Annotated in this window: 30 protein-coding genes and 2 pseudogenes; 16 read left to right on the forward strand and 16 right to left on the reverse strand. The window is 53.1% G+C overall.

Features of this window, described 5'->3' with window-relative positions:
• The first annotated feature begins 53 nt into the window (after positions 1–53).
• On the forward strand, positions 54–281 hold the full coding sequence (locus ACQ29O_RS08815; RefSeq protein ID WP_001217832.1) for a YceK/YidQ family lipoprotein: 228 nt from the start codon (positions 54–56) through the stop codon (positions 279–281).
• Here the strand turns inward: ACQ29O_RS08815 and ACQ29O_RS08820 are convergent.
• The 3 genes and pseudogenes from ACQ29O_RS08820 to ACQ29O_RS08830 all read right to left on the reverse strand — a co-directional run bounded on the left by ACQ29O_RS08820 (position 282) and on the right by ACQ29O_RS08830 (position 3,027).
• Positions 282–656: pseudogene (locus tag ACQ29O_RS08820) on the reverse strand (MysB family protein).
• Between the two features lie 81 nt (positions 657–737).
• Positions 738–1,952, reverse strand: a complete 1,215-nt coding sequence (gene mdtG / locus ACQ29O_RS08825) for a multidrug efflux MFS transporter MdtG (RefSeq protein ID WP_000075041.1) — start codon at positions 1,950–1,952, stop codon at positions 738–740.
• Positions 1,953–2,106: 154 nt separating this feature from the next.
• Positions 2,107–3,027: a Kdo(2)-lipid IV(A) acyltransferase gene (locus tag ACQ29O_RS08830; protein ID WP_000163977.1), complete on the reverse strand. Its 921-nt coding sequence runs from the start codon at positions 3,025–3,027 to the stop codon at positions 2,107–2,109.
• A 219-nt stretch (positions 3,028–3,246) separates the two neighbouring features.
• Between ACQ29O_RS08830 and ACQ29O_RS08835 the strand changes: the two genes are divergently transcribed.
• Complete coding sequence (locus ACQ29O_RS08835; protein ID WP_001144637.1) at positions 3,247–4,299, forward strand: rhodanese-related sulfurtransferase; 1,053 nt, start codon at positions 3,247–3,249, stop codon at positions 4,297–4,299.
• A gap of 51 nt (positions 4,300–4,350) precedes the next feature.
• Here the strand turns inward: ACQ29O_RS08835 and ACQ29O_RS08840 are convergent, their stop codons facing one another.
• From ACQ29O_RS08840 to mdtH, 10 genes are all read right to left on the reverse strand, one after another.
• Entirely contained in the window at positions 4,351–4,914 is a 564-nt protein-coding gene (locus ACQ29O_RS08840; protein WP_001770003.1) for a YceI family protein, read from the reverse strand.
• A 9-nt stretch (positions 4,915–4,923) separates the two neighbouring features.
• A complete protein-coding gene (locus tag ACQ29O_RS08845; RefSeq protein ID WP_001159784.1) occupies positions 4,924–5,496 on the reverse strand; it encodes a cytochrome b in 573 nt (190 codons plus the stop codon).
• Positions 5,497–5,758: 262 nt separating this feature from the next.
• Positions 5,759–5,872 (reverse strand): YceO family protein, encoded by a 114-nt coding sequence (locus ACQ29O_RS08850; RefSeq protein ID WP_001253282.1) that lies wholly within the window; start codon positions 5,870–5,872, stop codon positions 5,759–5,761.
• A 40-nt stretch (positions 5,873–5,912) separates the two neighbouring features.
• Positions 5,913–7,031: an N-methyl-L-tryptophan oxidase gene (gene solA / locus ACQ29O_RS08855; RefSeq protein WP_020936932.1), complete on the reverse strand. Its 1,119-nt coding sequence runs from the start codon at positions 7,029–7,031 to the stop codon at positions 5,913–5,915.
• Positions 7,032–7,143: 112 nt separating this feature from the next.
• Positions 7,144–7,398 carry a biofilm formation regulator BssS gene (gene bssS / locus ACQ29O_RS08860; RefSeq protein ID WP_000414442.1) on the reverse strand — a complete coding sequence of 85 codons (255 nt, stop codon included), beginning with the start codon at positions 7,396–7,398 and terminating at the stop codon, positions 7,144–7,146.
• A 289-nt stretch (positions 7,399–7,687) separates the two neighbouring features.
• On the reverse strand, positions 7,688–7,933 hold the full coding sequence (dinI, locus tag ACQ29O_RS08865; protein ID WP_001217763.1) for a DNA damage-inducible protein I: 246 nt from the start codon (positions 7,931–7,933) through the stop codon (positions 7,688–7,690).
• A gap of 73 nt (positions 7,934–8,006) precedes the next feature.
• Complete coding sequence (gene pyrC / locus ACQ29O_RS08870) at positions 8,007–9,053, reverse strand: dihydroorotase (protein WP_000126608.1); 1,047 nt, start codon at positions 9,051–9,053, stop codon at positions 8,007–8,009.
• A 104-nt stretch (positions 9,054–9,157) separates the two neighbouring features.
• Positions 9,158–9,691 carry a lipoprotein gene (locus ACQ29O_RS08875; RefSeq protein ID WP_031246327.1) on the reverse strand — a complete coding sequence of 178 codons (534 nt, stop codon included), beginning with the start codon at positions 9,689–9,691 and terminating at the stop codon, positions 9,158–9,160.
• Positions 9,692–9,840: 149 nt separating this feature from the next.
• Positions 9,841–10,488, reverse strand: a complete 648-nt coding sequence (gene grxB / locus ACQ29O_RS08880) for a glutaredoxin 2 (RefSeq protein WP_253336031.1) — start codon at positions 10,486–10,488, stop codon at positions 9,841–9,843.
• 63 nt (positions 10,489–10,551) lie between these two features.
• Positions 10,552–11,760, reverse strand: a complete 1,209-nt coding sequence (gene mdtH / locus ACQ29O_RS08885; RefSeq protein ID WP_000092225.1) for a multidrug efflux MFS transporter MdtH — start codon at positions 11,758–11,760, stop codon at positions 10,552–10,554.
• A 236-nt stretch (positions 11,761–11,996) separates the two neighbouring features.
• Between mdtH and rimJ the strand changes: the two genes are divergently transcribed.
• The 4 genes from rimJ to murJ all read left to right on the forward strand — a co-directional run bounded on the left by rimJ (position 11,997) and on the right by murJ (position 16,027).
• Positions 11,997–12,581, forward strand: a complete 585-nt coding sequence (gene rimJ, locus ACQ29O_RS08890; RefSeq protein WP_000468208.1) for a ribosomal protein S5-alanine N-acetyltransferase — start codon at positions 11,997–11,999, stop codon at positions 12,579–12,581.
• A 35-nt stretch (positions 12,582–12,616) separates the two neighbouring features.
• Positions 12,617–13,264 carry a YceH family protein gene (locus ACQ29O_RS08895; protein WP_000873049.1) on the forward strand — a complete coding sequence of 216 codons (648 nt, stop codon included), beginning with the start codon at positions 12,617–12,619 and terminating at the stop codon, positions 13,262–13,264.
• A 1-nt stretch (position 13,265) separates the two neighbouring features.
• Positions 13,266–14,189: a Gfo/Idh/MocA family protein gene (locus ACQ29O_RS08900; RefSeq protein ID WP_001259729.1), complete on the forward strand. Its 924-nt coding sequence runs from the start codon at positions 13,266–13,268 to the stop codon at positions 14,187–14,189.
• A gap of 302 nt (positions 14,190–14,491) precedes the next feature.
• Positions 14,492–16,027, forward strand: coding sequence for a murein biosynthesis integral membrane protein MurJ (gene murJ / locus ACQ29O_RS08905; protein ID WP_001537775.1), 1,536 nt, complete (start codon positions 14,492–14,494; stop codon positions 16,025–16,027).
• An 81-nt stretch (positions 16,028–16,108) separates the two neighbouring features.
• On the opposite strand, the gene flgN is transcribed toward murJ, so the two are convergent.
• The 3 genes from flgN to flgA form a co-directional block, all read right to left on the reverse strand.
• On the reverse strand, positions 16,109–16,531 hold the full coding sequence (gene flgN / locus ACQ29O_RS08910; RefSeq protein ID WP_000197547.1) for a flagella biosynthesis chaperone FlgN: 423 nt from the start codon (positions 16,529–16,531) through the stop codon (positions 16,109–16,111).
• 4 nt (positions 16,532–16,535) lie between these two features.
• The gene (gene flgM / locus ACQ29O_RS08915) at positions 16,536–16,829 is read right to left on the reverse strand and encodes a flagellar biosynthesis anti-sigma factor FlgM (RefSeq protein ID WP_000020893.1); all 294 of its coding nucleotides are present in this window, start codon (positions 16,827–16,829) and stop codon (positions 16,536–16,538) included.
• Positions 16,830–16,920: 91 nt separating this feature from the next.
• Positions 16,921–17,580, reverse strand: coding sequence for a flagellar basal body P-ring formation chaperone FlgA (flgA, locus tag ACQ29O_RS08920; RefSeq protein ID WP_001194085.1), 660 nt, complete (start codon positions 17,578–17,580; stop codon positions 16,921–16,923).
• A gap of 156 nt (positions 17,581–17,736) precedes the next feature.
• On the opposite strand from flgA, the gene flgB reads away from it, so the two are divergent.
• From flgB to flgK, 10 genes and pseudogenes are all read left to right on the forward strand, one after another.
• On the forward strand, positions 17,737–18,153 hold the full coding sequence (flgB, locus tag ACQ29O_RS08925) for a flagellar basal body rod protein FlgB (protein ID WP_000887043.1): 417 nt from the start codon (positions 17,737–17,739) through the stop codon (positions 18,151–18,153).
• Between the two features lie 3 nt (positions 18,154–18,156).
• Positions 18,157–18,561, forward strand: a complete 405-nt coding sequence (gene flgC, locus ACQ29O_RS08930; RefSeq protein ID WP_001196448.1) for a flagellar basal body rod protein FlgC — start codon at positions 18,157–18,159, stop codon at positions 18,559–18,561.
• An 11-nt stretch (positions 18,562–18,572) separates the two neighbouring features.
• The gene (flgD, locus tag ACQ29O_RS08935; RefSeq protein ID WP_000020449.1) at positions 18,573–19,271 is read left to right on the forward strand and encodes a flagellar hook assembly protein FlgD; all 699 of its coding nucleotides are present in this window, start codon (positions 18,573–18,575) and stop codon (positions 19,269–19,271) included.
• A gap of 26 nt (positions 19,272–19,297) precedes the next feature.
• Positions 19,298–20,509: a flagellar hook protein FlgE gene (gene flgE, locus ACQ29O_RS08940; RefSeq protein ID WP_000010567.1), complete on the forward strand. Its 1,212-nt coding sequence runs from the start codon at positions 19,298–19,300 to the stop codon at positions 20,507–20,509.
• A gap of 20 nt (positions 20,510–20,529) precedes the next feature.
• A complete protein-coding gene (locus ACQ29O_RS08945) occupies positions 20,530–21,285 on the forward strand; it encodes a flagellar basal body rod protein FlgF (protein WP_000349278.1) in 756 nt (251 codons plus the stop codon).
• Between the two features lie 13 nt (positions 21,286–21,298).
• Complete coding sequence (gene flgG / locus ACQ29O_RS08950; RefSeq protein WP_000625851.1) at positions 21,299–22,081, forward strand: flagellar basal-body rod protein FlgG; 783 nt, start codon at positions 21,299–21,301, stop codon at positions 22,079–22,081.
• A gap of 54 nt (positions 22,082–22,135) precedes the next feature.
• Entirely contained in the window at positions 22,136–22,834 is a 699-nt protein-coding gene (flgH, locus tag ACQ29O_RS08955) for a flagellar basal body L-ring protein FlgH (RefSeq protein ID WP_001174895.1), read from the forward strand.
• An 11-nt stretch (positions 22,835–22,845) separates the two neighbouring features.
• Positions 22,846–23,943 (forward strand): flagellar basal body P-ring protein FlgI, encoded by a 1,098-nt coding sequence (locus ACQ29O_RS08960; RefSeq protein ID WP_001747324.1) that lies wholly within the window; start codon positions 22,846–22,848, stop codon positions 23,941–23,943.
• Entirely contained in the window at positions 23,943–24,893 is a 951-nt protein-coding gene (flgJ, locus tag ACQ29O_RS08965) for a flagellar assembly peptidoglycan hydrolase FlgJ (RefSeq protein WP_000578682.1), read from the forward strand. The genes ACQ29O_RS08960 and flgJ overlap by 1 nt, the downstream gene beginning before the upstream one ends.
• Positions 24,894–24,957: 64 nt before the next feature.
• A pseudogene (flgK, locus tag ACQ29O_RS08970) lies at positions 24,958–26,619 on the forward strand (flagellar hook-associated protein FlgK).
• The last annotated feature ends 10 nt before the right edge of the window (positions 26,620–26,629 follow it).

Raw genomic sequence — 26,629 nt, forward strand, 5'->3', positions numbered from 1 at the left:
GGTGAAAAATACCGGCGTGATGCCGGTATTTTTATAGTGAAATGAGGTATCAGGTGCGTATATTCGCGGTAAGCATAATGGTGATTACCCTGAGCGGCTGCGGCAGTATTATCAGCAGAACGATCCCCGGACAAGGACACGGCAACCAGTATTACCCTGGCGTGCAGTGGGATATGCGTGATTCCGCATGGCGCTATATCACTATCCTCGATCTGCCCTTCTCACTGATCTTCGATACACTGCTACTGCCGCTCGATATTCACCACGGGCCTTATGAGTAATTAACGCTCATCCCATTCGTCTGCCGCAGTACGGCCTTCCTCGGTATCAAGCGGGGGTTCAAGCTGGAATTCCCCTTCATCCCATTCATGCAAAGTATTCTCTTCCTGCCATTCCTGGCGGATCTCTATCTCATCATAATCGCCGTCAAACACGCTCTGCGCGGCTTCACCACTCAGCATCGGCAGACATTCGCCATCTTCACCTTCATCGGCGAAAAATTCGACCTGCCACATGATGTCCCCATCCTGCAGTACATATTTCTGAACGTTGAACTGCTGCACATTCGCTTCATCTTATTCGAGGCCTGGATGGTCAGCCAGAAATTCTTCCCGGGCTGCATCGATAGCTTCTTCCAGCGTGGCATACATGGTCATCAGTGTCTCCCTTTGATTTGATGAGGTATTTAGGGAAAGAATAGCTGATTCTGTAATATTGCAAGTATGAAAGCGCAAAAATTATTCTATTGCCAGTCTGCGCCGTCGTAAGCTGTTCCATGAATAGATAGCATTGAACAACACCACGCCTGCCGTGACGCAGAATACGGCGCGGAAGCCATAGCTCGCGGAAATTGCGGCACCCATGAGAGGGCCGGTGACGTTGCCGATATCGCGGAAAGATTGGTTGTAACTGAATATGCGCCCGGCTATCTGGTTGGTAGAGTTGTAAACCAGCAGAGTTTGAACGGCTGGCAGCAGCGCGCCATCCGCCGCGCCAAGCAGAAACCGCAATAGCGCGAGCTGCCACGGCGTTTGCACAAAAGACATTGGAATCAGCAGCAGTACGGAAATAATCAGCGCGACGATAAGGATCTTTTCCGGGCCAATTCTGTCGCCAAGCTTGCCGAGCCGGGGGGCGCTAAGTAATGCCGCCACGCCGGGAACGGACGCTATCATCCCGCTAATGAACGCAATATTACTGACATTTCCCGCGAGTTCGCGCACATAGAGCGTCAGGATGGGCGCAATAGACCCCGTCGCCACCTGAATAATCAGCGTGGTGACAAACAGGCTTAACACCAGGCGGGGATTTTTTAACGAGGCGACCACTTCCCGAACGTGAAGCATCTCTTTTTTGCTCACCGGCAGGAAATTCTCGTGAATGAAAAAGAAGGTGAGCAGAAAACAGATAAACAAAACGCTGGCGGTAATAAAAAAGACCGGACGAAGGCCGTAATGGTCGGCGAGCAGACCGCCCGCAAGTGGGCCAAGCAGAGCGCCGCTGACGCCGCCAGTAGAGAGCGTCCCTAACGCCCAGCCGCTTTTGTGGCGCGGCACCTGAGTGGCGATGAGCGCATTGGCGTTGGGAATAAATCCGCCCAGCAGGCCTAATAACGCGCGGAGGATCAGAAATTGCCAGATATTTTGCGCCATGCCAATTAACAGCATCACAATGGCCATGCCGAGAGCGGAACGCAACAGCATGATCTTACGCCCTTTACGATCCGCCAGACCGCCCCAAAAAGGGGAAGCGATAGCTGAAAAGAGGAACGTAATACTAAAGACCAGCCCGGACCACATGTTGAGCGCGCTATGGCCTGTTACGCCGAGTTGCTCAACGTAGAGAGGGAGAAAAGGCATGACCAGACTGAATGCTGCGCCGGTTAAAAAACAGCCCAGCCAGGTAACGGTTAGATTGCGTTTCCAGTTTATGGGGACATCAGAGGGTGACATAGCGTTCCACAGTATGATGCGCGGTTTGCGCTATCATCAATTTAATTATGAGCGTACTAATTATAATTATGCGCCGACCTTACCAGCCTCGCAATGTGGGGAGCTTTTAAAGCTAAAAGAGGGGAAAAATTGCAGCCTGACGGCTGCAATCCTGTCAATAGCGCGACGGTACGCCTTCAGGGCGAGTTTTAAAGCGGCGATGCAGCCACATATACTGCTCTGGCGCCATCATAATGCACTGCTCAACAATCTTATTCATCCATGCGGCAGTCGCTTCTGCGCTCTCCAGCGGAGGCGAATATTCCGCAGGAAGAATGATCAGTTCGTAGCCTTTCCCATCGGGTTTACGGCGAGGCACGAAGGGGATAATACAGGCTTTAGACATGCGCGCGAGCATCCAGGTACCGGAGGTCGTAGCGGCCTGGTCGACGGCGAATAACGGTACAAAGACGCTGGCGCGCGGGCCGTAATCGTGATCCGGCGCATACCAGATCAATTCGCCGCTTTTCAATGCCTTAACCATGCCTTTCAGATCTTTGCGATCCAACATCGATTTATTGGAGCGTAAGCGTCCCCAGGTCTGTAACCAGTCGAGCAACGGATTATCATTCGGGCGATAAACTCCGATCCCCGGGTTATGCATACCAAACATGCGGGCGCCAAACTCAAGGGTAAGAAAATGTATTCCTACCAGAATGAACCCCAGCCCCTGCGCCTTAACTTCACGGATATGCTCCAGACCGCTCGCTTCCATCCAGCGGTTCACTCGCCGATCGGGCCAGAACCAGGCCATGCCGGTTTCCATCACGCCCATACCGACGGATTCAAAGTTTTTGACCACCATAGTGTGGCGTTCCTGCGCGGTCATTTCCGGAAAGCATAATTCAAGGTTGCGATAGGCGATTTTTGCGCGGCGTTTCATTACGCGTCGCGCCAGGTGGCCCAATGCGCAACCCAATTTATAGATGACCGGGTAGGGGAGTTGCACGACCAACCAAAGCGCGCCTATACCCAACCAGGTTAACCAATAGCGCGGGTGCAGTAAGGCCACGGAGAATTTAGGCAACTTCGTCATTTCTATCCTGTCTTTCAACGAACAATTCCCCGTATTCTCGCATCTTTTTGCGTTGAGCAAAAATATGTAGCAGGAGAGTGGCGATTAAATCGGCAATTGTTGTTAATTATTTAGTGTAAAGCAGGAAATGTAGCGCAAAATGTGTGGATGTAAATTGGCGAGACTTGCCTTATCATGCCTGCCCACTTTATTTTTTGCTGATTGCAGGATACGTACACCATGCCAGTGTTACACAACCGCATCTCTAATGACGAGCTGAAAGCCAAAATGCTGGCGGAAAGCGAGCCGCGTACGACAATTTCTTTTTATAAATATTTCACTATCGCCTCGCCGCAGCAGACGCGGGACGCGTTGTATCAGGTGTTTACGGCGTTGGACGTTTTTGGTCGTGTTTACCTGGCGCATGAAGGCATCAATGCGCAAATCAGCGTGCCGCAAAGCAAGGTCGAGACCTTTCGTCAACAGCTTTATACGTTCGACCCCGCGCTGGACGGGCTGCGTTTAAATATCGCGCTGGAGGATGACGGAAAGTCATTTTGGGTGCTGCGTATGAAAGTTCGCGACCGTATCGTCGCTGACGGAATTGACGATCCGACTTTTGACGCCAGTAATGTCGGCGATTATCTGAAGGCGGCAGATGTGAATGCGATGCTGGACGATCCTGATGCGGTCTTTATTGATATGCGCAACCACTATGAGTATGAAGTCGGCCATTTCGAAAATGCTCTGGAAATCCCGGCGGATACGTTTCGTGAACAGTTGCCAAAAGCGGTTGAAATGCTGCGGGAACATGCAGATAAAAAGATAGTGATGTACTGTACCGGCGGTATTCGTTGTGAGAAAGCCAGCGCCTGGATGAAACACAACGGTTTCAATAAAGTCTGGCATATTGAGGGTGGCATCATTGAGTACGCCCGTCGCGCGCGCGAGCAGGGGCTTCCCGTTCGCTTTATCGGCAAAAACTTTGTATTTGATGAGCGAATGGGCGAACGAATCTCGGATGAGGTTATCGCGCATTGCCATCAGTGCGGCGCGCCCTGCGATAGCCATACCAACTGCAAAAATGACGGTTGCCATCTGCTGTTTATCCAGTGTCCACAGTGCGCCAGTAAATTTAACGGCTGCTGTAGTGAACAATGCTGTGAAGAGTTGGCCTTGCCGGAGGAAGAACAGCGCCGACGTCGCGCGGGTCGCGAGAACGGCAATAAAATTTTTAATAAATCGCGTGGTCGGCTTAATAGCAAACTGAGCATTCCCGATCCGGCTGAGTAATATTTTGCCGGATAGCAGCGTAAAGGCCGCTATCCGGCATTTCGCCAGGCGTTACTTCTGCTGAACGCCTTCTACTGAGATGATAAGCTCAACCTCTTGTGAGGCCGGGCCGAGATCGGTAGTTATATTGAAATCCTTCAGCTTAATTTTTCCTTCGGCCTCAAAGCCCGCGCGCTTACCGCCCCACGGATCGTCGCCCTGGCCCATCAGCTTCGCTTCCAGCGTCACCGGTTTAGTCACGCCATTGAGCGTCAGATTGCCGGTAATATCCAGTTCATCGCCCTCTTTTTTCACGCTGGTAGAGGTGAAGGTTGCCTGCGGGAATTTCGCAACATTAAGAAACTCCGCGCTACGCAGGTGTTTGTCACGTTCGGCATGGTTAGTGTCGACGCTATTGGTGTTAATGGTCACGTTCACTTTGTCTGCCGACGGATTTTTTTCGTCAAAAGTGAACGTGCCGTCGAAATCTTTAAAGGTGCCGTATAGCCAGCTGTAGCCTAGATGCTGAATGCGGAAATTGACGAACGCATGTTGGCCTTCTTTATCAATTTTATACTCTGCCGCCACGGCGGAACCGGTCGTGAATAACAAGGATGCGAGGGTGAATCCCAGCAGGTTTTTTTTTCATTTTTGAGCTCCATAGTCAGATGACGACATTCCTGTCATACGTTTCAGTGTGTCGTCTTTATCGATGAAATGGTGTTTTAGCGCCATAACCCCATGCGAGAGCGAGATAATGACCAGCGACCAGGCAAACCACAGATGCAGCGTTCCGGCGATGTCAGCCTGCGCGCCCGCGTCCGTAAGCGTGGCCGGAATCTCAAACCAGCCAAAGACGCTAATCGGTTTACCGTCGGCGGTGGAAATCAGGTAGCCGCTAATGATTATCGCAAAGAGCAGGAGATACAGGAGGAGATGACCTGCGGCGGCGCCAGCGCGCGTTAAGCGGGAATAGCTGGTCAACGCAACGGGAGGCGGAGAATAAAGCCGCCAGATAATACGCACGATCAGCGCCATCATCAGTAATATGCCAATACTTTTATGTATTTCCGGTGCCTGGTGATACCAGCCGTCGTAATAACTGAGCGTGACCATCCATAAACCCAACGCAAACATGCCATAGACCACCAGGGCGGTCAGCCAGTGGAGCGCGGCGGAAACCACGCCATAACGCTGTGGAGTATTTTTAAATTGCATAAACACACCAATGAATATTTCACGAGAGAATGAAAATGGCGTGGAAAAGCGCCGAATGCAACTTATAAATAAGAATTTGAATGATATTTATTTTTATTTCAATAATTTTAATGTTGTTTGCGGTTCAGCTTCAGAAGTTTCGAGATATTTCACTCCTGTAACCGCGCAACGGCAGGAACTGGCATTATTGTCGTGCTTCAACGTTATGAAATAAAAAGTGAGGAATTTTCAGGAAGTGTCAGTTAGCGTCAATGAAAAGCAATCAGAAGAAAAGGAGATAAACAATATCCATCACCGCTAGCAGTGACCAAAGAATAACGTAAAGCATGAAATGTTCGCGAATATTATTCATCAGAAAATGAAAGAGACGGCGCATAGGTTACCTTAATAAACAGCCCCTTTACGGGGCCGACAAATTATTGGCTAAAACGGGAAAGCCGGAACGGCGTCAGATCAAAGGAGGATGTTTTTCCCAACGCAAAATCCGCAGCGATTTCTCCTAACACCGGGGCGAATTTAAAACCATGTCCGCTGAGTCCAGTGATGACAAGCGTGTTCTCATGGCCAGGCAGCGTATCGATAATAAAATTCTCGTCCGGCGAATTATCATAGGTACATGCCGCCCCATGTAAACAACCGCCGATACCCGGCAGTACGTTACGCAGGAAAGGAAATGCTTCCGCGCCATCGCTGGCAACGGCGGCAAAGGGCTTGCGCTCTTCCGGAGCCTGTATTAGCTGTCCGCCATTGTGTTTGTCGATTTTTAACTCGTCGTTCTCCGCCGGGAAGCCGTAATATTGATCGCCGTTGGGCATTTCGCCGGTAAAGGCCGGAAAGCGGTTTTTAGTGCTGTAACGTCCATCCGCCTTAAACCAGGCAAAAACTTTACGTACGGGCTGAACGGGCAGCTCCGGTACCAGCGCTTTGACCCAGGTGCCCGCGCTAATTAGCGCCTTGCTGGCGTGGTAGCTGCCTTCACTCGTCTCTATCGTCACACCGTTATCATCATGATGAATATGGCTTACCTGGCTGTTGAATAGCTGTGCGCAGCCAGCCTCTCGGGCCAGACGAAGCCATGTGGTAATGGCTAATTCGCTGCGCAGAAAACCGGAGTCAGCTTCAAACAGCCCGATATAATTATCGGGCACGCGAATTTCCGGCCAGCGCGTCATGAGGGCCGTCGCGTCCAGGCGCTCGACGTTCAATTGCCACTGTTGCGCGCTTCGTGCGACGTTGGCTAAGAAAGCGGAATCGGCCGGGCCGAGGTTGACGACGCCGGAGCGGACAAAAATAGGCTCTTCATTGTGTGTGGAGAGTTCATCCCAAAGCGTCTGGGCGCGAAGCATCAGCGGGACATATTTTTCGCCTTCACCATAAGCATGGCGGATAAGACGGGTATCGCCGTGGTGGCTGCCCTGTTGATGAGGCGGCATATGCGCATCGGTCATCAGGACCTTTAGCCCGGCGCGGGTGGCGTAATAACCAGCGGCGGCGCCAACCGAACCGCTGCCGATAATAATAAGGTCGTATTTCATCAGCTTCTCTCTGCTATCGCGATGATTTCAGGGTAAATAACTGCGCTGAGATATACAAGCCAGAAATAAGTGAGGCACCTTACGGTGCCTGAGAGAGGGGGAGCGCGTCACGCTAATGGCGACGATACTCGTTTTCCTGGTAATCACTTGATTCTATTTTGGCGATGCCGGCTTCTAATATTGAAATAAATTGCCTGGCTACATCTGTCGTTAACCAGAGCGTTTGACCAACTTCAGTCCCTTCCGGTTCCGGACGATTTGGGGTCTGGTAGTGCAAACGCAGCATCAGCGCATCATAGCTATCGACGGTGCTGATGTCCCATCCTACAAGCGGATGGGTCTGAATGACTTCATTATTCTTTTCCATCATGCCCCCCTGGTACGTGTTATAAGACAACGGTTCTCGAGGTTCAATGCGTGTTTTTCTTCTGAAGCAACTTCAGTATACCAATTAATAAGGCTATTCACTGCGTTTTTAAAGAGACCGGAGGATAAATTTCTCTTTTTAAGAATTATATGAACAATAAAGCGGCAGTTCATTCATATTTTTTTAGGATGTTGTGCAATTATTTTGACGGTCAGGCGAAATATTCATCAGTTGCGCAAATAAAAAAGCCGGGGCGACCCGGCAAACATACATCACTGCATATCATTTTTTATTCATTGATGAACCAGTCATCAGCGCTCTCCCAGGTCTCCTGGAGAATCTCGCTAATGCGTTCTTTGTCCTCTTTTGATGCGCCAATGACGGACAAGTTGTTGGCGGTAGCGTAACGCACGGTGACGTTACCCAAGTTCTCAGGAAAATGATGGCTAATACGACGGGAGAGTTCGCCCGCCAGCGCATCAATCGCACCGGCAGGCAGAGGTGACGTTTTGGCTATAGTGACTTCAATACGCATAATGGCCCCCTGTTGAATATACTGGATATATATACAGTTAAATCTAATATATAGCAACAGGTAAGCGCATTTTTTATTTTTTTACTGACCAGCGTACTGTTTCACCCGCTAAAAAAGGCACCAGCGAATCATCAGCCAGCGCGATATTTTCCGGTACCTGTTGTTCATCGCGAACCAGTTCCACCCACCCCGCATTCACCGGCAGGCCATAGAATTGCGGGCCATTCAGTGAACAGAACGCTTCAAAGTGCGCCAGCGCGTTCATTTCCTCAAACACGGCGGCATAACTGCCAAGGGCGGAGGGAGCGTTGAAACAACCGGCGCAGCCGCAACTAGTCTCTTTACGATGACGTGAATGCGGCGCTGAATCCGTCCCCAGGAAGGCGCGCGTAAAACCACTGGCAACCAGTTCGCGTAACGCCTGCTGGTGAATATTGCGTTTCAGAATCGGCAGACAGTACAGGTGAGGACGAATGCCGCCGACCAGCATATCATTACGGTTAAACATTAAATGTTGAGGCGTAATGGTAGCCGCCAGGTAGTCGTTGCCGTCACGTACATACTGCGCGGCATCTTTGGTCGTGATGTGCTCAAAGACCACTTTAAGCGCGGTCAGACGCTGGCGTAGCGGTTCCATTACGGTGTCGATAAAACGCGCTTCGCGATCGAAGATATCAACCTCCGTATGGGTCACCTCACCGTGGACCAGCAATGGCATTCCGAGTTTTTCCATCCGCTCCAGTACCGGCATGATAGCGTCGACTGACGTTACGCCATGGCTGGAGTTAGTGGTGGCATTGGCCGGGTAAAGCTTAGCCGCAGTAAATACGCCTTCATGGAAACCACGCTCCAGTTCATCGGCATCGAGCGAATCCGTTAAATAGCAGGTCATTAACGGCGTGAAATCATGCCCGGCGGGCACCGCATCGAGAATACGCTGGCGGTAGGCGATCGCTGCATCAACGGTCGTGATGGGGGACGCCAGGTTCGGCATCACGATAGCGCGACCATAAATTTCGCTGGTATAGGGTACGACCGTTTTTAACATGTCGCCATCGCGAAGGTGAACGTGCCAGTCGTCCGGGCGGCGGATCTTTAAAACCTGGGATGGTGCAGTCATTAATAAGCTCCGGCTGAGGAATAGTCTTTTTGCCGGAAACAAAGGATAAGCGGAAACGTTTTCGTTTGCACGTAAAAAAAAGGGCGCGAGCGCGCCCTCCGAAATCAATTGGTGAAAGGAATAACGATTTCACCAGGTTTAACTTCAATGCCTTTCGCGAGTTTCTTTGCTAACGCTTCGCCTTTACTGCTGTCCTCACGCAACACGTAAGCGGGCCGCTGGTTAAAGTAGCTACGTAAAGACTGATTTAAATAAGGCAGGAGCGTTTGTAGCACCGATTGCATTTTCTCCGGCGTCACGGTGGCGTCTACTACTTCCATCTCCTGAAGATAGATGGCGCCTTTTTCTTTATCAAAGACCGGCAGGGCTTTTAGCTTGAGTTTCATCGTCGCTTTTTGACTGCCAAACAGGGAATTCATATCCAGCCTGGCATCGCCAGTAAGGGTGACTTTATTAGGTTCTTCCCGACCAATCTGGCTGACAAGGTTAGTCAATACGATATGCGCGTCGGCAATGCCGGGCAGACCAATATCTTTTGAGAAATTATTCCGTTTTTCAAGCGCTTGATTGATTTCTTGTTCGCTAATGGTGTATTGCGTAAGTTGATTACAACCCACTAACAGGCCGCTAACTACCAGCGCAGCGGCAAAAAAACTTTTTCATGGCGTTCCTTAGCATGTTGCCTGTGCCCTAATCTTGACACAAAGCAGCATGTCGCGCCAGCGGACATGGTGCCACTAGAAAAAGCTGAAAAAGGCGGCAAGAAAGGGTTGCCGCCTGGCGGGAGTTAGATAGCCATTGAGTAGAGTAAATTAATTTGCGTCTGCTTCGCCATATTATCGCGATAGTCCGCGACTTTTGTCGGCCAGTGGATACCGGCGACCAGCGTCAGATTACGCAGAAGCGGAAACAGATGAATATCATCTTCCGATAATTCGCCGTTAACGGCGTTAGGCTGTACGATGAGTTTATCCAGCAAACGTAAATCATCGCCGATCTTTTTAATCAGTCCTGCAGAGTGCGCAAGATGGTTGTCAAAACTGCCAGATGAGGCTTCTTTTTTGCGGATAAAATACTGACGCGCCGCAGGGGTAGAAAATTCATCGAAAGCGGATTTTGCAAATCGCGGCAGCAGTAGCTGATTAACGTAACCGTTAACTTTGCGCAACCACTCTTCAATGGCTGTATTGCGTTTCCCGGTTAACAGCGGTTTGCCGTCGAGGTTGTCGACATAATGTACAATATCCATACTTTCAGGAAGGTAGCGACTATCATCTTTTTGCAGGATGGGCACCATCTTTTGACCAATCATCCGGGTGGGCGTCGCCTCGTCGTCATTTTGTAACACGTTAAGTTCAACGGGGATGTTCTTCAGGCCGAAAATCATGCGGGCTTTAACGCAGAAAGGGCAATGATCGTAAATATAAAGCTTCACGTTTCTCCTCCATTTGACTGTCGGTATCTGACCAGTATGGAGGAGATAGCGACAGGTATCAAATCAGGCGCCGGGTTCCAGCATCCGGCGCGGCGTGCGTTTATGACTAAATTGCCAGCCTAAAGCCAAAAAGGTGATAAAGCCGATAATACCGAGCATCATCCACGGTAGTTCAGGCTGCGCAAGCGCTTTCCCCATATCAAACAACCAGCCGCCGCCGATATAACCAATCGCGCCGCCAATGGCTAATCCCAGACGGCTAAAGCCCATATAGCTTCCCCGCGCCCTCGCGTCTGCGAGCGACGCGCTGAGCGTTTCGCGCGCCGGTTCGGCGATAACCGAGCCGATGTAGAAAGCGCAAATAAGCGTAAAAAGCTGCTGTAAATTGCCCACCATCCCGATGGGGAGCATGCTCAGCGACATGACGAGCAAACCGGCCATCAGCCGATGCTCCAGCCGAAAACGCTTTTCGCTCCAGCGGGCAATCGGGTAGAGCAACGTCAGCGAGAGACACGCCTCAATAGCGTACATCCATTTCACGGCAGCAGGCGAACCGGCGATATCGTTTACCATAATCGGCAGCATTAACATGACCTGTACCGCCAGCATATAGTAGCCCGCCAGCGTCAGCACGTAGGTGACAAACCTTTTATCGCTCATGACGCGGCGCATTCCTTCACGCACCGGCGTTCTGACCGTTGATAGCTTCCAGGCCGGAAGCAGCCATGCGTTGAAAAGGGCGCATAATATGAACAAAATAGCGCCTGTCGCGCAGACCAGGCGAAAATCGTATTGTAGCAACCAGCTTCCCAGCAGCGCGCCAATCACCGCGCCCGCGCTGTCCTGCATCATCAACAGAGAGAAGAAGCGGCCCCGTTGCTCCGGACGAATTAATTTGACCACCAGCGCTGAACGCGGCGGGTCAAAAAGCGTACCGCCGAGACCGGAAAGAAAGCAGGAAAACCACAAGAGCCAGGGCTCATGCGCGATACCCGTGGTGGCAAAGCCGGCGGCGCGCATCAGCATACCGGTGACAATCATCGGTTTCGCGCCAAAGCGATCGGCGATGGCGCCGCCAAAAATGCCCAGACCTTGTTGAATAAACTGGCGCAGGCCGAGCGCGATCCCTACCATTACGGCAGCCCACCCCATTTGATCGACAAAGCGAATAGAGATGAGCGGGAAGACGACGAAAAAACCCAGCACCACTAACATGTTATCGATGAGAAGAAAATATTTACCCAGGTTCCTCGCCTGCGAGACGCGCGACATTTCCCCTCCCGGGAAATAAAAGATGAGCGTCTTCTATTCTGCGGCGGCGTTTCGTTTTTTCCTACCGTTAGCGGGACAATATTTTTTTATCAAAAGTCCTTTTTAATCGAGAGTTTTCATCAAAATGTGGCAGCAATTCAAAAAATGACGATTTGCGCTTTTCACAGAGCCTGGTTGCGCAGGTATAGTAATGTTACTGGCGTGCTGAAGACGTTACAGGAAGGAGTAGGTATAGAATGTTTGGCTATCGTAGTAACGTGCCAAAAGTGCGCTTAACCACCGATCGTCTGGTGGTACGTTTAGTGCATGAGCGTGATGCCTGGCGTCTGGCCGATTATTACGCGGAAAATCGTCATTTTTTAAAACCCTGGGAACCGGTCCGTGATGAAAGTCATTGTTATCCTTCAGGATGGCAGGCGCGTCTGGGAATGATCGGTGAATTTCACAAACAGGGCTCCGCCTTCTATTTCGTGCTACTTGATCCGGAAGAAAAAGAAATTATCGGCGTGGCGAATTTTTCCAATGTGGTGCGCGGTTCTTTTCATGCCTGTTATCTGGGCTATTCCATTGCGCAGAAGTGGCAGGGGCAAGGGCTGATGTTTGAAGCCTTAACCGCTGCGATTCGCTATATGCAGCGCACTCAGCATATCCACCGTATCATGGCGAACTATATGCCGCACAACAAACGTAGCGGCGCGTTGCTGGCGCGGCTTGGCTTTGAAAAAGAAGGCTATGCGAAAGATTACCTGTTGATTGATGGACAATGGCGCGACCATGTCCTGACGGCGTTAACCACGCCGTTATGGACGCCGGGGCGTTGAGCGGCTTACGGAATGAGAGGCAAAGGGAGAAAACGATGAAATATGAATTAACCGCCACTGAAGCGCGAGTGATTGGCTGTCTGCTGGAAAAGCAGGTGACAACGCCGGAACAGTATCCGCTTTCCGTCAACGGCGTGGTGACAGCCTGTAATCAGAAAACCAACCGTGAACCGGTGATGAACCTGACGGGACAAGAGGTACAAGAACAGCTCGATAACCTGGTGAAACGCCACTTTTTGCGTACGGTCAGCGGGTTTGGCAATCGCGTCACCAAATATGAACAGCGCTTCTGTAATTCCGAATTTGGCGATCTGAAACTTAGCGCGGCGGAAGTGGCGCTTGTCACTACGCTGCTGCTGCGCGGCGCGCAAACGCCCGGCGAGTTGCGTAGCCGGGCGTCGCGGATGCATGAATTCAGCGATATGGCGGAAGTTGAATCCACGCTGGAACGGCTTGCCAGTCGTGAGGACGGCCCGTATGTCGTCCGTCTGGCGCGTGAACCGGGTAAGCGCGAAAGCCGTTATATGCACCTTTTTTGCGGCGACGTCGATGAACTGTCTCTCCAGACGTCTGCGCCGGAAAGTGCGTCGGGCGATCTTCAGTCGCGCGTCGAAGCGCTGGAAAGCGAAGTGGCGGAGTTAAAGCAGCGGCTGGATTCTTTGTTAGCTCACCTGGGAGAGTAATGTGAGAACATTACGGATTGGCATTGTCGGATTAGGCGGTATTGCGCAGAAGGCCTGGCTGCCGGTATTAACCAACACCGCCGGATGGACGTTACAGGGCGCCTGGTCTCCTTCGCGGGATAAAGCCTTACGTATCTGCGAAAGCTGGCGCATACCGTATGTGGATTCGCTGGCGAATTTAGCGTCCGGCTGCGATGCGGTCTTCGTCCACTCCAGTACCGCAAGCCATTATGCCGTGGTCAGCGAACTTCTCAATGCCGGCGTCCATGTTTGCGTGGATAAACCGCTGGCGGAAAATCTACGTGATGCCGAACGGCTGGTGGCGCTGGCGGCGCAAAAAAAATTGACGCTGATGGTTGGCTTTAATCGCCGTTTCGCGCCGCTGTACCGCGAACTGAAGACGCGCCTCGGCACTGCGGCGTCACTGCGTATGGATAAACATCGTACCGATAGCGTCGGGCCGCACGACTTACGTTTTACTTTGCTCGATGACTATCTGCATGTCGTGGATACCGCTCTGTGGCTGGCGGGCGGCGAGGCGCGCCTTGCCAGCGGCACGTTGCTCACCAGCGAGTCCGGCGAAATGTGCTATGCGGAACATCATTTTTCCGCCGACAAACTACAAATTACCACCAGTATGCACCGGCGCGCCGGAAGTCAGCGTGAATCGGTCCAGGCCGTCACCGACGGCGGGCTATATGACGTGACGGATATGCGTGAATGGCGCGAAGAGCGCGGGCAGGGTATTCTCATCAAACCCATTCCTAGTTGGCAAACGACGCTTGAACAGCGTGGTTTTGTCGGATGCGCGCGGCATTTCATTGACTGCGTACAAAATCAGACGGTTCCGGAAACGGCGGGGGAGCAGGCGATTTTGGCCCAGCGCGTCGTGGAGGCGCTGTGGCGGGACGCCATCAGCGAATAACCCTCTGTAACATCTGGCGGTAGTAATTCATCGTAATCCAGGTACTATACCCTCAATAATTCGAGTTGCAGAAAAGCTAACGCACATGCAGCTCGAAGTATGGCGGGTATATATGCCCACTCTACAAATACCTCTTTTCACAGTGAATAATGGCAAACCGTGGGGAGTCTGTAAGGCCTGATAAGACGTTTTAACGTCGCCGTCAGGCGCGGTGATACAGCCGGATACGGCAGAAGTTGCGTTATCCGGTCGATGGATCAGCCATGCAGGAGTTTTACGCCAGGGTCTGGAATACAAAAGAAATGAATTTATTGAAATCGCTGGCTGCCGTCAGCTCGATGACTATGTTTTCACGCGTGTTGGGCTTTGCCCGTGATGCGATTGTCGCCAGAATTTTTGGCGCAGGGATGGCGACCGACGCCTTTTTTGTGGCGTTTAAACTCCCCAATCTACTACGCCGGATCTTTGCCGAAGGCGCTTTTTCTCAGGCCTTTGTGCCTATCCTGGCGGAATATAAGAGCAAGCAGGGTGAAGAAGCGACGCGGATCTTTGTCGCTTACGTTTCCGGCCTGTTGACGCTGGCATTGGCCGTCGTGACGGTGGCCGGTATGCTGGCCGCCCCGTGGGTGATTATGGTAACCGCGCCGGGTTTTGCCGATACTGCGGATAAATTCGCGCTGACGACGCAACTGCTGCGGATTACGTTTCCCTATATTCTGCTGATCTCGCTGGCTTCACTGGTTGGCGCCATTCTCAACACCTGGAATCGCTTCTCTATTCCCGCTTTTGCGCCGACATTTCTTAATATCAGCATGATCGGTTTTGCATTATTCGCCGCGCCATACTTTAATCCGCCGGTGCTGGCGTTAGCCTGGGCAGTCACCGTCGGCGGCGTGCTGCAACTGGTGTATCAACTTCCGTATTTGAAAAAGATCGGTATGCTGGTGCTGCCGCGCATTAACTTTCGCGACACCGGGGCGATGCGGGTGGTCAAACAGATGGGGCCGGCGATTTTGGGCGTATCCGTCAGTCAGATCTCCCTTATCATCAATACCATTTTTGCCTCGTTTCTGGCCTCCGGCTCGGTCTCATGGATGTACTATGCCGATCGGTTGATGGAGTTCCCGTCCGGCGTGCTGGGCGTGGCGTTGGGGACCATCCTGTTGCCGTCATTGTCGAAAAGCTTTGCCAGCGGCAATCATGATGAGTACTGCCGCCTGATGGACTGGGGGCTGCGTTTGTGCTTTTTACTGGCGTTGCCGAGCGCGGTAGCGTTAGGCATTCTGGCGAAGCCGCTGACGGTCTCGCTGTTTCAGTACGGTAAATTCACCGCCTTTGATGCGGCGATGACGCAGCGGGCGTTAATCGCCTATTCGGTGGGGCTGATTGGCTTGATCGTCGTAAAAGTGTTGGCCCCGGGCTTCTATTCTCGCCAGGATATTAAAACGCCGGTGAAAATCGCCATAGTGACGTTAATCATGACTCAGTTAATGAACCTGGCGTTTATTGGACCGCTGAAACACGCCGGGCTGTCGCTCTCTATTGGTCTGGCGGCATGTCTCAATGCGTCGCTGCTGTACTGGCAACTGCGCAAACAGAATATCTTTACGCCACAACCGGGTTGGATGTGGTTCCTGATGCGTCTGATCATTTCCGTACTGGTGATGGCCGCCGTATTGTTCGGCGTGTTGCATATTATGCCGGAGTGGTCGCAAGGGTCGATGTTATGGCGTTTGCTACGTTTGATGGCGGTAGTGATCGCGGGTATTGCGGCCTATTTCGCCGCGCTTGCCGTGCTGGGCTTTAAAGTGAAAGAGTTTGTTCGCCGGACGGCGTAAATTCAGTGCCTGATAGCGCTGTGCTATCAGGCCTACAAGGCATTCAGGCCGGAAAGGCGCAACGTCGCCATCCGGCAATGATTAGATAGAAATTTTTTTACCGCCGCGGTGAGAGACGGAAGTCTGACCGTCAGCCCCGTACAAGGTCGGCTCCTGGTGAGGTTTCAGCACCTCCAGCGCCTGTTGATTACGCTCGATTTGCCCTTCCAGCAGCCAGCCGTTGTGCTGGTTGAGGTCGCGAAGATGCTGCGTTTTTTCGGTAATCGCCTGCCAGCGCTCTGCAATGTCATCGTTTGCGCTACGCTGCGCGTTCTGCTCCAGACGGCGCTGTTGTTCCAGATAATCCAGCGTCGCCAGCAACGAGCTTTTTTCTTCTGTAATACGCTGTAGCTGGCTGCCGTTAATCTGGCCTACGGAAAGCTGTTGTTGCTCGGCGTCCATCACCGTCTTCAGGTCATTCAGGACGGTGGTCATCTGGTCAAGTATTTCTGACAAACGAGTCATACGCTTATTTACTCTGTAAGTAGCTCTGCGCCTCGCGAATGAGCGAGTCTGCTATTTTTCCCGTATCCATTTTTAACTCACCGTTACGGATAGCCGTTTTTAATGCTTCGACGCGTTCCATATTAATGTCGCTGACGCCTGGCTGCATGAGCTTCGCTTGCGCGTCGCTTAACGTTACGCTGGCGCTCGTCGCGGCGGACGTTTTTTCCTGACGCGTTTTTTGTACCGGCGTGTCGCTGGTTTCGCGCGTCTGGACAGTGCTAACGGGTTTCAAAGGTGAGGTACGGTCAATGCTCATTTATTTATCCTCATCGAGGGTTACGTTGTAGCGGCCAGCTACCATCATGGTTGAATATCTCATCGGCAGCCGCGACAAAATCTTTACACAATTATAGATTAATAAGAATATTCCCATCAGAATCGACGGTTCCACTCACGATTTGACCCGATGTCATGCGCACGCGCGCATTTTGCGCGACGGCGGCATTATTCATCACCTGACCTTCCGCATTGACGCTGAACCCCTCGCCATTGGCGATGACCTGTACTCGTTGCCCCGCTTCGACGCGCCAGGCCTGACGTATCATCGTAAGCTGTACCGGCTGCCCGGGTGCGAGATCGCGCAAACTGACGGCATCCTGAATCTGACGGATATCCAGTACCGTCCGCGGCGGTAACTGATCCAGCCTGCCACGTTTTAGCGTGACGTTGGCCGGCGTCAATTTTCCGCCGCGCGCGACGGGCGCGGCAACGGCGACATAATTGCCGGTCGCTTGCACATTCACCTGCAAATAACGTTTTTCATTGGCGCAGCGCGCCACCACATTGACGTTGCCCCACAGCTTCGCGCTGCCCGTCATGCTGAAGGCTGGCTGTTCGCAGCTCGGTAGCAGATTGGGCGATGAACGGAGCGTGACAACCACCTCGTCGCTGAAGCCAGCCAGACGCTGGGAAAACCACGTGGTCAGCTGGGCGTTGATGTCCTGCGCCATTGTCAGGGGGCTGAACAGCAAAGCCGCCACGGCGAATCCTCGTTTTAACGTTTGCATGGTACTTCCCCCTGGTTGATGTCATGACAGGATTCTACCCGTGTGAAGCAGGCATCAACGCAATAAATAGCGACGCATTTTGCGTTTATTCCGGCGATAACGCGCGCGTGAAGGCATTTAAGCTGTCGGCTGAATTTTGCCATTTGCGGAGGAGATATGCTCGACAGGCTCGATGCCGCCTTACGATTTCAGCAGGAAGCGCTTAATCTGCGCGCGCAACGTCAGGAAATATTAGCGGCGAATATCGCCAATGCCGATACGCCGGGGTATCAGGCGCGCGATATTGATTTTGCCAGTGAGTTAAAAAAGGTGATGGTGCGTGGACGGGAAGAAACCGGCGGCGTCGCGTTAACGTTGACTTCCTCTCACCATATTCCCGCCCAGGCGGTCTCTTCTCCCGCAGTGGATCTGCTTTACCGCGTACCCGATCAGCCTTCTTTGGATGGTAACACCGTAGATATGGACAGGGAACGTACGCAGTTTGCGGATAACAGTCTCAAATATCAGATGGGGCTTACCGTTCTGGGTAGCCAACTCAAAGGCATGATGAATGTGCTACAGGGAGGAAACTAATTCGTGGCGCTGTTAAACATTTTTGATATTGCCGGATCGGCGCTTGCCGCGCAGTCCAAGCGGTTGAACGTTGCGGCCAGTAACCTGGCGAATGCGGATAGCGTCACCGGCCCGGACGGACAGCCTTATCGCGCCAAACAGGTGGTTTTTCAGGTGGACGCCGCGCCGGGTCAAGCCACTGGCGGGGTAAAGGTCGCCAGCGTGATTGAAAGTCAGGCACCGGAAAAGCTGGTTTATGAGCCAGGCAATCCGCTGGCGGACGCTAATGGTTACGTCAAAATGCCCAACGTCGATGTGGTCGGCGAAATGGTCAACACGATGTCAGCCTCGCGCAGCTATCAGGCAAATATCGAAGTCCTGAATACCGTAAAAAGCATGATGCTTAAAACGCTGACATTAGGCCAGTAAAGGAGGCGCGTATGTCTATTGCCGTAAATATGAATGACCCGACCAACACGGGCGTCAAAACGACGACCGGCAGCGGGTCGATGACCGGAAGCAACGCTGCCGATCTGCAAAGCAGTTTCCTGACCTTACTGGTCGCGCAATTGAAGAACCAGGACCCGACTAACCCATTACAAAATAATGAGTTAACGACACAGTTGGCGCAAATCAGTACCGTGAGCGGCATTGAAAAACTGAATACGACGCTGGGGGCTATTTCCGGGCAAATCGATAATAGTCAGTCCCTACAGGCGACCACGCTGATTGGACATGGCGTTATGGTGCCTGGCACCACAATTCTGGCGGGTAAAGGCGCGGAAGAAGGGGCCGTGACGTCCACGACGCCGTTTGGCGTGGAATTGCAACAGCCTGCGGACAAAGTGACGGCAACCATTACCGATAAAGATGGCCGGGTGGTACGGACGCTGGAGATCGGTGAGTTGCGAGCCGGGGTACACACCTTTACCTGGGATGGTAAGCAAACGGACGGAACAACGGTACCGAATGGTTCTTACAACATTGCGATTACCGCCAGCAATGGCGGAGCGCAACTGGTGGCGCAGCCGCTGCAATTCGCTCTGGTACAGGGCGTGACGAAGGGCAGTAACGGCAACCTGTTGGATCTGGGTACCTACGGCACCACCACACTCGACGAAGTTCGGCAAATAATCTAAGCCCTTACACTTATCAGGAGTCAGTCATGTCTTTTTCTCAAGCGGTTAGCGGCCTGAACGCTGCGGCCACCAACCTTGATGTTATCGGTAATAACATCGCCAACTCCGCCACCTATGGCTTTAAGTCCGGTACGGCATCATTTGCCGATATGTTCGCCGGTTCCAAAGTGGGGCTGGGCGTAAAAGTGGCGGGGATTACCCAGGATTTTACCGACGGTACGACAACGAACACCGGGCGCGGGCTGGATGTCGCGATTAGCCAGAACGGTTTTTTCCGCCTGGTAGACAGCAACGGTTCCGTGTTCTATAGCCGCAACGGCCAGTTCAAACTGGACGAGAACCGTAACCTGGTCAATATGCAGGGGATGCAGTTGACCGGCTATCCGGCCACCGGTACGCCGCCGACCATTCAGCAGGGGGCGAATCCTGCGCCGATCACCATTCCGAACACGCTGATGGCGGCGAAATCGACCACCACCGCGTCAATGCAGATCAACCTGAACTCAACGGACCCTGTACCGTCTAAAACGCCCTTTAGCGTGAGTGATGCGGATTCGTATAACAAAAAAGGCACCGTCACCGTTTATGACAGCCAGGGTAATGCCCATGACATGAACGTCTATTTTGTGAAAACCAAAGATAATGAATGGGCTGTGTACACCCATGACAGCAGCGATCCTGCAGCCACTGCGCCAACAACGGCGTCCACTACGCTGAAATTCAATGAAAACGGGATTCTGGAGTCTGGCGGTACGGTGAACATCACCACCGGTACGATTAATGGCGCGACAGCGGCCACCTTCTCCCTCAGCTTCCTTAACTCCATGCAGCAGAACACCGGGGCTAATAACATCGTCGCCACCAATCAAAACGGCTATAAGCCGGGCGACCTGGTGAGCTACCAGATTAACAACGACGGCACCGTGGTTGGCAACTACTCCAACGAGCAGGAGCAGGTGCTGGGGCAGATTGTGCTGGCTAACTTCGCCAACAACGAAGGTCTGGCATCCCAGGGCGATAACGTCTGGGCGGCGACGCAGGCTTCCGGGGTTGCGCTGCTGGGGACTGCCGGTTCCGGCAACTTCGGTAAGCTGACGAACGGCGCGCTGGAAGCCTCTAACGTGGATTTGAGTAAAGAGCTGGTGAATATGATCGTCGCGCAGCGTAACTACCAGTCGAATGCGCAGACCATCAAAACTCAGGACCAGATCCTCAATACGCTGGTTAACCTGCGCTAAGCGCCTGACGGGATAGCTTAATGGATCACGCAATTTATACCGCTATGGGGGCGGCCAGCCAGACGCTTAACCAGCAGGCGGTAACGGCCAGCAACCTGGCTAATGCCTCAACGCCGGGCTTTCGCGCGCAGCTTAACGCGCTACGCGCGGTGCCCGTTGATGGCCTCTCTTTAGCAACGCGCACGCTGGTTACGGCGTCGACGCCCGGGGCGGATATGACCCCGGGTCAGTTGGACTACACCTCCCGTCCGCTGGATGTCGCGTTACAGCAGGACGGCTGGCTGGTAGTGCAAGCGGCGGATGGCGCTGAAGGATATACCCGTAACGGGAATATCCAGGTGGGTCCGACCGGGCAGTTAACCATTCAGGGACATCCGGTTATCGGCGAAGGCGGCCCGATTACCGTTCCTGAAGGGTCGGAAATCACCATTGCGGCAGACGGCACGATCTCCGCGCTCAATCCCGGCGACCCGCCAAACACGGTGGCGCCCGTTGGGCGACTGAAGCTGGTCAAAGCGGAAGGCAATGAGGTGCAGCGGAGCGATGACGGTTTATTCCGCCTTACCGCCGAGGCACAGGCTGAACGCGGGGCGGTACTGGCCGCCGACCCGTCAATTCGCATTATGTCGGGCGTGCTGGAGGGCAGTAACGTCAAGCCGGTTGAAGCCATGACCGACATGATCGCCAACGCACGTCGTTTTGAAATGCAGATGAAGGTTATCACCAGCGTAGATGAGAACGAAGGGCGAGCTAACCAACTGCTGTCGATGAGTTAATACAGGACATTTTATGATCAGTTCATTATGGATCGCCAAAACCGGTCTGGACGCGCAGCAAACCAATATGGATGTGATTGCCAATAACCTGGCAAACGTCAGCACCAATGGTTTTAAGCGTCAGCGCGCGGTATTTGAAGATCTGTTGTATCAGACCATCCGCCAGCCGGGCGCGCAGTCGTCCGAGCAGACGACGCTGCCTTCAGGGCTGCAAATCGGTACCGGCGTGCGTCCGGTCGCCACGGAGCGTCTGCACAGTCAGGGGAACCTGTCGCAGACCAACAACAGTAAAGATGTGGCGATTAAAGGGCAGGGCTTTTTCCAGGTCATGCTGCCGGACGGTACGTCTGCCTATACCCGCGACGGCTCTTTCCAGGTGGATCAGAATGGTCAACTGGTGACGGCGGGCGGTTTTCAGGTGCAGCCGGCAATCACCATTCCGGCCAACGCGTTAAGCATCACGATTGGCCGCGACGGCGTGGTCAGCGTTACCCAGCAGGGGCAGGCCGCGCCGGTTCAGGTCGGGCAGCTTAACCTGACCACCTTTATGAACGACACCGGGCTGGAAAGCATTGGCGAGAACCTCTATATCGAAACGCAATCGTCCGGCGCGCCGAACGAAAGCACGCCGGGGCTCAACGGCGCGGGGTTGTTGTATCAAGGGTATGTCGAAACGTCGAACGTTAACGTGGCGGAAGAGCTGGTGAACATGATTCAGGTTCAACGCGCCTATGAAATTAACAGTAAAGCAGTATCGACGACCGATCAGATGCTGCAGAAACTGACGCAACTCTAAGGGGCCGCCGGTGGGGGATACGCCACCGGCTCCCTGATTTTGAAGATGAAGGTAATGCAAAAATACGCGCTTCACGCTTACCCAGTTATGGCCCTGATGGTCGCGACGCTGACAGGATGCGCCTGGATACCCGCTAAACCGCTCGTGCAGGGGGCGACCACGGCGCAGCCGATACCTGGCCCGGTACCGGTGGCGAATGGCTCCATATTTCAGTCTGCGCAGCCGATTAATTATGGCTATCAGCCGCTTTTTGAAGATCGTCGACCGCGTAATATCGGCGATACGCTCACGATTGTGTTACAGGAAAAAGTCAGCGCCAGTAAAAGCTCGTCGGCAAATGCCAGTCGCGACGGCAAAACCAGTTTTGGTTTTGATACGGTACCGCGTTATCTGCAGGGATTATTCGGTAATTCCCGCGCGGATATGGAGGCCTCCGGCGGCAACTCTTTTAACGGCAAAGGCGGCGCGAATGCCAGCAATACCTTTAGCGGCACGCTGACCGTGACCGTCGATCAGGTTCTGGCCAATGGCAATTTACACGTCGTGGGGGAAAAACAGATCGCGATTAATCAGGGAACGGAATTCATCCGCTTCTCCGGCGTGGTAAATCCACGCACCATCAGCGGCAGCAACTCCGTTCCCTCGACACAGGTGGCGGATGCGCGGATTGAATATGTCGGGAACGGCTATATTAACGAAGCGCAAAATATGGGCTGGCTGCAACGTTTCTTCCTTAATTTGTCGCCGATGTAAGCGAGGTGTATGTGTTTAAAGCTCTTGCAGGAATCGTTCTGGCACTGGTTGCCACTCTGGCGCACGCCGGGCGTATCCGGGATCTGACCAGTGTCCAGGGAGTACGGGAAAACTCGCTGATCGGCTACGGGCTGGTGGTCGGGCTGGACGGTACGGGCGACCAGACGACCCAGACGCCATTTACCACCCAGACGCTGAATAACATGCTGTCACAACTGGGGATTACGGTCCCCACCGGCACCAACATGCAGTTGAAAAACGTGGCGGCGGTGATGGTGACGGCGTCGTATCCGCCTTTTGCGCGACAGGGACAAACGATCGATGTCGTCGTTTCCTCAATGGGGAACGCTAAAAGTCTGCGTGGCGGGACGTTATTAATGACGCCGTTAAAAGGGGTGGACAGCCAGGTGTATGCTCTGGCGCAGGGCAATATTCTGGTCGGCGGCGCGGGCGCTTCCGCAGGCGGCAGTAGCGTGCAGGTTAACCAGCTTAATGGCGGGCGCATCACTAATGGCGCGATTATCGAACGCGAGTTGCCGACTCAGTTCGGCGCTGGCAACACCATTAATCTGCAATTGAACGACGAAGATTTTACGATGGCGCAGCAAATTACCGACGCCATCAACCGCGCCCGCGGTTACGGCAGCGCCACTGCGCTTGATGCGCGAACGGTACAGGTACGCGTGCCCAGCGGCAACAGCTCGCAGGTGCGTTTTCTGGCGGACATTCAAAATATGGAAGTCAACGTGACGCCGCAGGATGCAAAAGTTGTGATCAACTCGCGTACCGGTTCGGTGGTCATGAATCGGGAAGTCACGCTGGATAGCTGCGCTGTGGCGCAGGGCAATTTGTCAGTGACAGTCAATCGCCAGCTCAACGTCAACCAGCCGAATACGCCATTTGGCGGCGGGCAGACCGTGGTGACGCCACAGACTCAAATAGATTTGCGTCAGAGCGGCGAATCGCTACAGAGCGTGCGTTCCAGCGCCAATCTGAACAGCGTAGTGCGTGCGCTGAATGCGCTTGGCGCGACGCCGATGGACCTGATGTCGATTTTGCAGTCCATGCAGAGCGCGGGCTGTCTACGCGCCAAACTGGAAATCATCTGATGATCGGAGACGGTAAATTGCTGGCCAGCGCGGCCTGGGATGCGCAATCTCTGAACGAACTGAAAGCGAAAGCGGGCCAGGACCCGGCGGCGAATATCCGTCCTGTGGCCCGTCAGGTGGAAGGGATGTTTGTGCAGATGATGCTGAAAAGTATGCGCGAGGCTTTACCCAAAGATGGTTTATTCAGCAGCGATCAGACGCGTCTGTATACCAGCATGTATGACCAGCAGATCGCCCAGCAGATGACCGCCGGTAAGGGATTGGGGCTGGCGGATATGATGGTTAAACAGATGACGGGCGGGCAGACGATGCCTGCGGATGATGCGCCGCAAGTACCGCTTAAATTCTCCCTGGAGACGGTAAACAGCTATCAAAATCAGGCGCTGACCCAACTGGTGCGCAAAGCCATACCGAAAACGCCGGACAGCAGCGATGCGCCGCTCTCCGGCGACAGTAAAGACTTTCTGGCCCGGCTTTCGCTCCCGGCGAGGCTGGCCAGCGAACAAAGCGGGGTGCCGCATCATCTGATTCTGGCGCAGGCGGCGCTGGAGTCCGGCTGGGGGCAACGGCAAATCCTGCGGGAGAATGGCGAACCCAGCTATAACGTATTTGGCGTGAAAGCGACCGCCAGTTGGAAAGGGCCGGTGACGGAAATCACCACCACTGAATACGAGAATGGCGAAGCGAAAAAAGTGAAAGCGAAATTCCGCGTCTATAGCTCGTATCTGGAGGCATTATCGGATTATGTCGCGCTGTTAGCGCGTAACCCACGCTACGCTGCCGTGACCACTGCCGCCACGGCAGAGCAGGGCGCAGTGGCTCTGCAAAACGCCGGATACGCCACTGACCCGAATTACGCGCGTAAATTGACCAGCATGATTCAGCAGTTGAAAGCGATGAGTGAAAAGGTCAGCAAAACCTACAGCGCGAATCTCGACAATCTCTTTTAAATTGCTCAAGTCCACGTAGTCGCTGCCGATAACAACGAGTATTGAAGGATTAAAAGGAACCATCATGTCCAGCTTGATTAATCACGCCATGAGCGGACTTAACGCCGCGCAGGCCGCGTTAAATACGGTCAGTAATAACATCAACAATTATAACGTTGCGGGTTATACCCGGCAGACAACTATTCTGGCGCAGGCAAACAGTACGTTAGGGGCTGGCGGCTGGATAGGTAATGGCGTTTACGTTTCAGGCGTACAGCGCGAATATGATGCGTTTATTACTAATCAGCTACGCGGCGCGCAAAACCAGAGCAGCGGCTTGACCACGCGCTATGAACAGATGTCGAAAATCGACAACCTGCTGGCCGATAAATCCAGCTCACTGTCTGGTTCGTTGCAGAGTTTTTTTACCAGCCTGCAAACGTTAGTCAGTAATGCGTAAGATCCTGCGGCGCGTCAGGCGCTGATTGGTAAAGCGGAAGGGCTGGTAAACCAGTTCAAAACCACCGATCAGTATCTGCGCGATCAGGATAAACAGGTCAATATCGCGATTGGCTCCAGCGTGGCGCAAATCAACAATTACGCGAAGCAGATAGCTAACCTGAACGATCAAATCTCCCGTATGACGGGCGTAGGCGCGGGCGCATCGCCGAACGACCTGCTCGATCAACGTGATCAGTTGGTTAGCGAGCTTAACAAGATCGTTGGCGTCGAGGTGAGTGTACAGGACGGCGGCACCTATAACCTGACGATGGCCAATGGCTATACGCTGGTGCAGGGGTCGACGGCGCGTCAGTTGGCGGCGGTTCCCTCCAGCGCCGACCCGACGCGAACGACTGTCGCTTATGTCGATGAGGCCGCCGGTAACATCGAAATTCCGGAAAAGTTGCTGAACACCGGTTCGCTCGGCGGGCTACTGACGTTCCGTTCCCAGGATCTGGATCAGACTCGTAATACGCTGGGCCAGTTGGCGTTGGCGTTTGCCGATGCGTTTAACGCGCAGCATACCAAAGGTTATGACGCCGACGGCAATAAAGGGAAAGACTTCTTTAGCATTGGCTCGCCGGTGGTATATAGCAACAGTAATAATGCCGATAAAACGGTATCGCTAACCGCTAAGGTGGTCGATAGCACGAAGGTTCAGGCGACGGATTATAAGATTGTTTTTGACGGTACAGACTGGCAGGTTACTCGCACTGCGGATAACACCACCTTCACGGCGACAAAAGATGCTGACGGAAAACTGGAGATTGACGGTCTGAAAGTGACGGTAGGGACCGGCGCACAGAAAAACGACAGTTTTCTTCTCAAGCCGGTTAGCAATGCTATCGTCGACATGAACGTTAAAGTGACGAATGAAGCCGAGATTGCGATGGCGTCTGAGTCAAAACTCGATCCTGACGTGGATACCGGCGACAGCGATAACCGCAATGGTCAGGCATTGCTGGACTTACAAAACAGCAATGTAGTGGGCGGCAACAAAACTTTTAACGATGCTTACGCCACGTTGGTCAGCGATGTGGGTAACAAAACGTCAACGCTGAAAACCAGCAGCACCACGCAGGCGAATGTGGTTAAACAGCTTTATAAACAGCAACAGTCGGTTTCCGGCGTTAACCTCGACGAAGAGTACGGCAATTTGCAGCGTTATCAGCAGTATTATCTGGCGAATGCGCAAGTATTGCAGACCGCGAATGCGCTGTTTGATGCGTTATTGAATATTCGCTAAAGGAGAAGGA

The sequence above is a fragment of the Salmonella sp. GDC200615 genome (assembly GCF_050574145.1).
In the GTDB taxonomy this organism is placed as follows: domain Bacteria; phylum Pseudomonadota; class Gammaproteobacteria; order Enterobacterales; family Enterobacteriaceae; genus Salmonella; species Salmonella enterica.

What these genes read in the sequence shown, in the direction of transcription:
- mdtG (WP_000075041.1), bottom strand. Translation starts at nt 1,952, where the DNA reads ATGTCACCCTCTGATGTCCCCATAAACTGGAAACGCAATCTAACCGTT.
- ACQ29O_RS08830 (WP_000163977.1), bottom strand. Translation starts at nt 3,027, where the DNA reads ATGACGAAGTTGCCTAAATTCTCCGTGGCCTTACTGCACCCGCGCTAT.
- ACQ29O_RS08835 (WP_001144637.1), top strand. Translation starts at nt 3,247, where the DNA reads ATGCCAGTGTTACACAACCGCATCTCTAATGACGAGCTGAAAGCCAAA.
- ACQ29O_RS08845 (WP_001159784.1), bottom strand. Translation starts at nt 5,496, where the DNA reads ATGCAATTTAAAAATACTCCACAGCGTTATGGCGTGGTTTCCGCCGCG.
- ACQ29O_RS08850 (WP_001253282.1), bottom strand. Translation starts at nt 5,872, where the DNA reads ATGCGCCGTCTCTTTCATTTTCTGATGAATAATATTCGCGAACATTTC.
- solA (WP_020936932.1), bottom strand. Translation starts at nt 7,031, where the DNA reads ATGAAATACGACCTTATTATTATCGGCAGCGGTTCGGTTGGCGCCGCC.
- bssS (WP_000414442.1), bottom strand. Translation starts at nt 7,398, where the DNA reads ATGGAAAAGAATAATGAAGTCATTCAGACCCATCCGCTTGTAGGATGG.
- dinI (WP_001217763.1), bottom strand. Translation starts at nt 7,933, where the DNA reads ATGCGTATTGAAGTCACTATAGCCAAAACGTCACCTCTGCCTGCCGGT.
- pyrC (WP_000126608.1), bottom strand. Translation starts at nt 9,053, where the DNA reads ATGACTGCACCATCCCAGGTTTTAAAGATCCGCCGCCCGGACGACTGG.
- mdtH (WP_000092225.1), bottom strand. Translation starts at nt 11,760, where the DNA reads ATGTCGCGCGTCTCGCAGGCGAGGAACCTGGGTAAATATTTTCTTCTC.
- rimJ (WP_000468208.1), top strand. Translation starts at nt 11,997, where the DNA reads ATGTTTGGCTATCGTAGTAACGTGCCAAAAGTGCGCTTAACCACCGAT.
- ACQ29O_RS08895 (WP_000873049.1), top strand. Translation starts at nt 12,617, where the DNA reads ATGAAATATGAATTAACCGCCACTGAAGCGCGAGTGATTGGCTGTCTG.
- murJ (WP_001537775.1), top strand. Translation starts at nt 14,492, where the DNA reads ATGAATTTATTGAAATCGCTGGCTGCCGTCAGCTCGATGACTATGTTT.
- flgN (WP_000197547.1), bottom strand. Translation starts at nt 16,531, where the DNA reads ATGACTCGTTTGTCAGAAATACTTGACCAGATGACCACCGTCCTGAAT.
- flgM (WP_000020893.1), bottom strand. Translation starts at nt 16,829, where the DNA reads ATGAGCATTGACCGTACCTCACCTTTGAAACCCGTTAGCACTGTCCAG.
- flgA (WP_001194085.1), bottom strand. Translation starts at nt 17,580, where the DNA reads ATGCAAACGTTAAAACGAGGATTCGCCGTGGCGGCTTTGCTGTTCAGC.
- flgB (WP_000887043.1), top strand. Translation starts at nt 17,737, where the DNA reads ATGCTCGACAGGCTCGATGCCGCCTTACGATTTCAGCAGGAAGCGCTT.
- flgD (WP_000020449.1), top strand. Translation starts at nt 18,573, where the DNA reads ATGTCTATTGCCGTAAATATGAATGACCCGACCAACACGGGCGTCAAA.
- flgE (WP_000010567.1), top strand. Translation starts at nt 19,298, where the DNA reads ATGTCTTTTTCTCAAGCGGTTAGCGGCCTGAACGCTGCGGCCACCAAC.
- ACQ29O_RS08945 (WP_000349278.1), top strand. Translation starts at nt 20,530, where the DNA reads ATGGATCACGCAATTTATACCGCTATGGGGGCGGCCAGCCAGACGCTT.
- flgG (WP_000625851.1), top strand. Translation starts at nt 21,299, where the DNA reads ATGATCAGTTCATTATGGATCGCCAAAACCGGTCTGGACGCGCAGCAA.
- flgH (WP_001174895.1), top strand. Translation starts at nt 22,136, where the DNA reads ATGCAAAAATACGCGCTTCACGCTTACCCAGTTATGGCCCTGATGGTC.
- flgJ (WP_000578682.1), top strand. Translation starts at nt 23,943, where the DNA reads ATGATCGGAGACGGTAAATTGCTGGCCAGCGCGGCCTGGGATGCGCAA.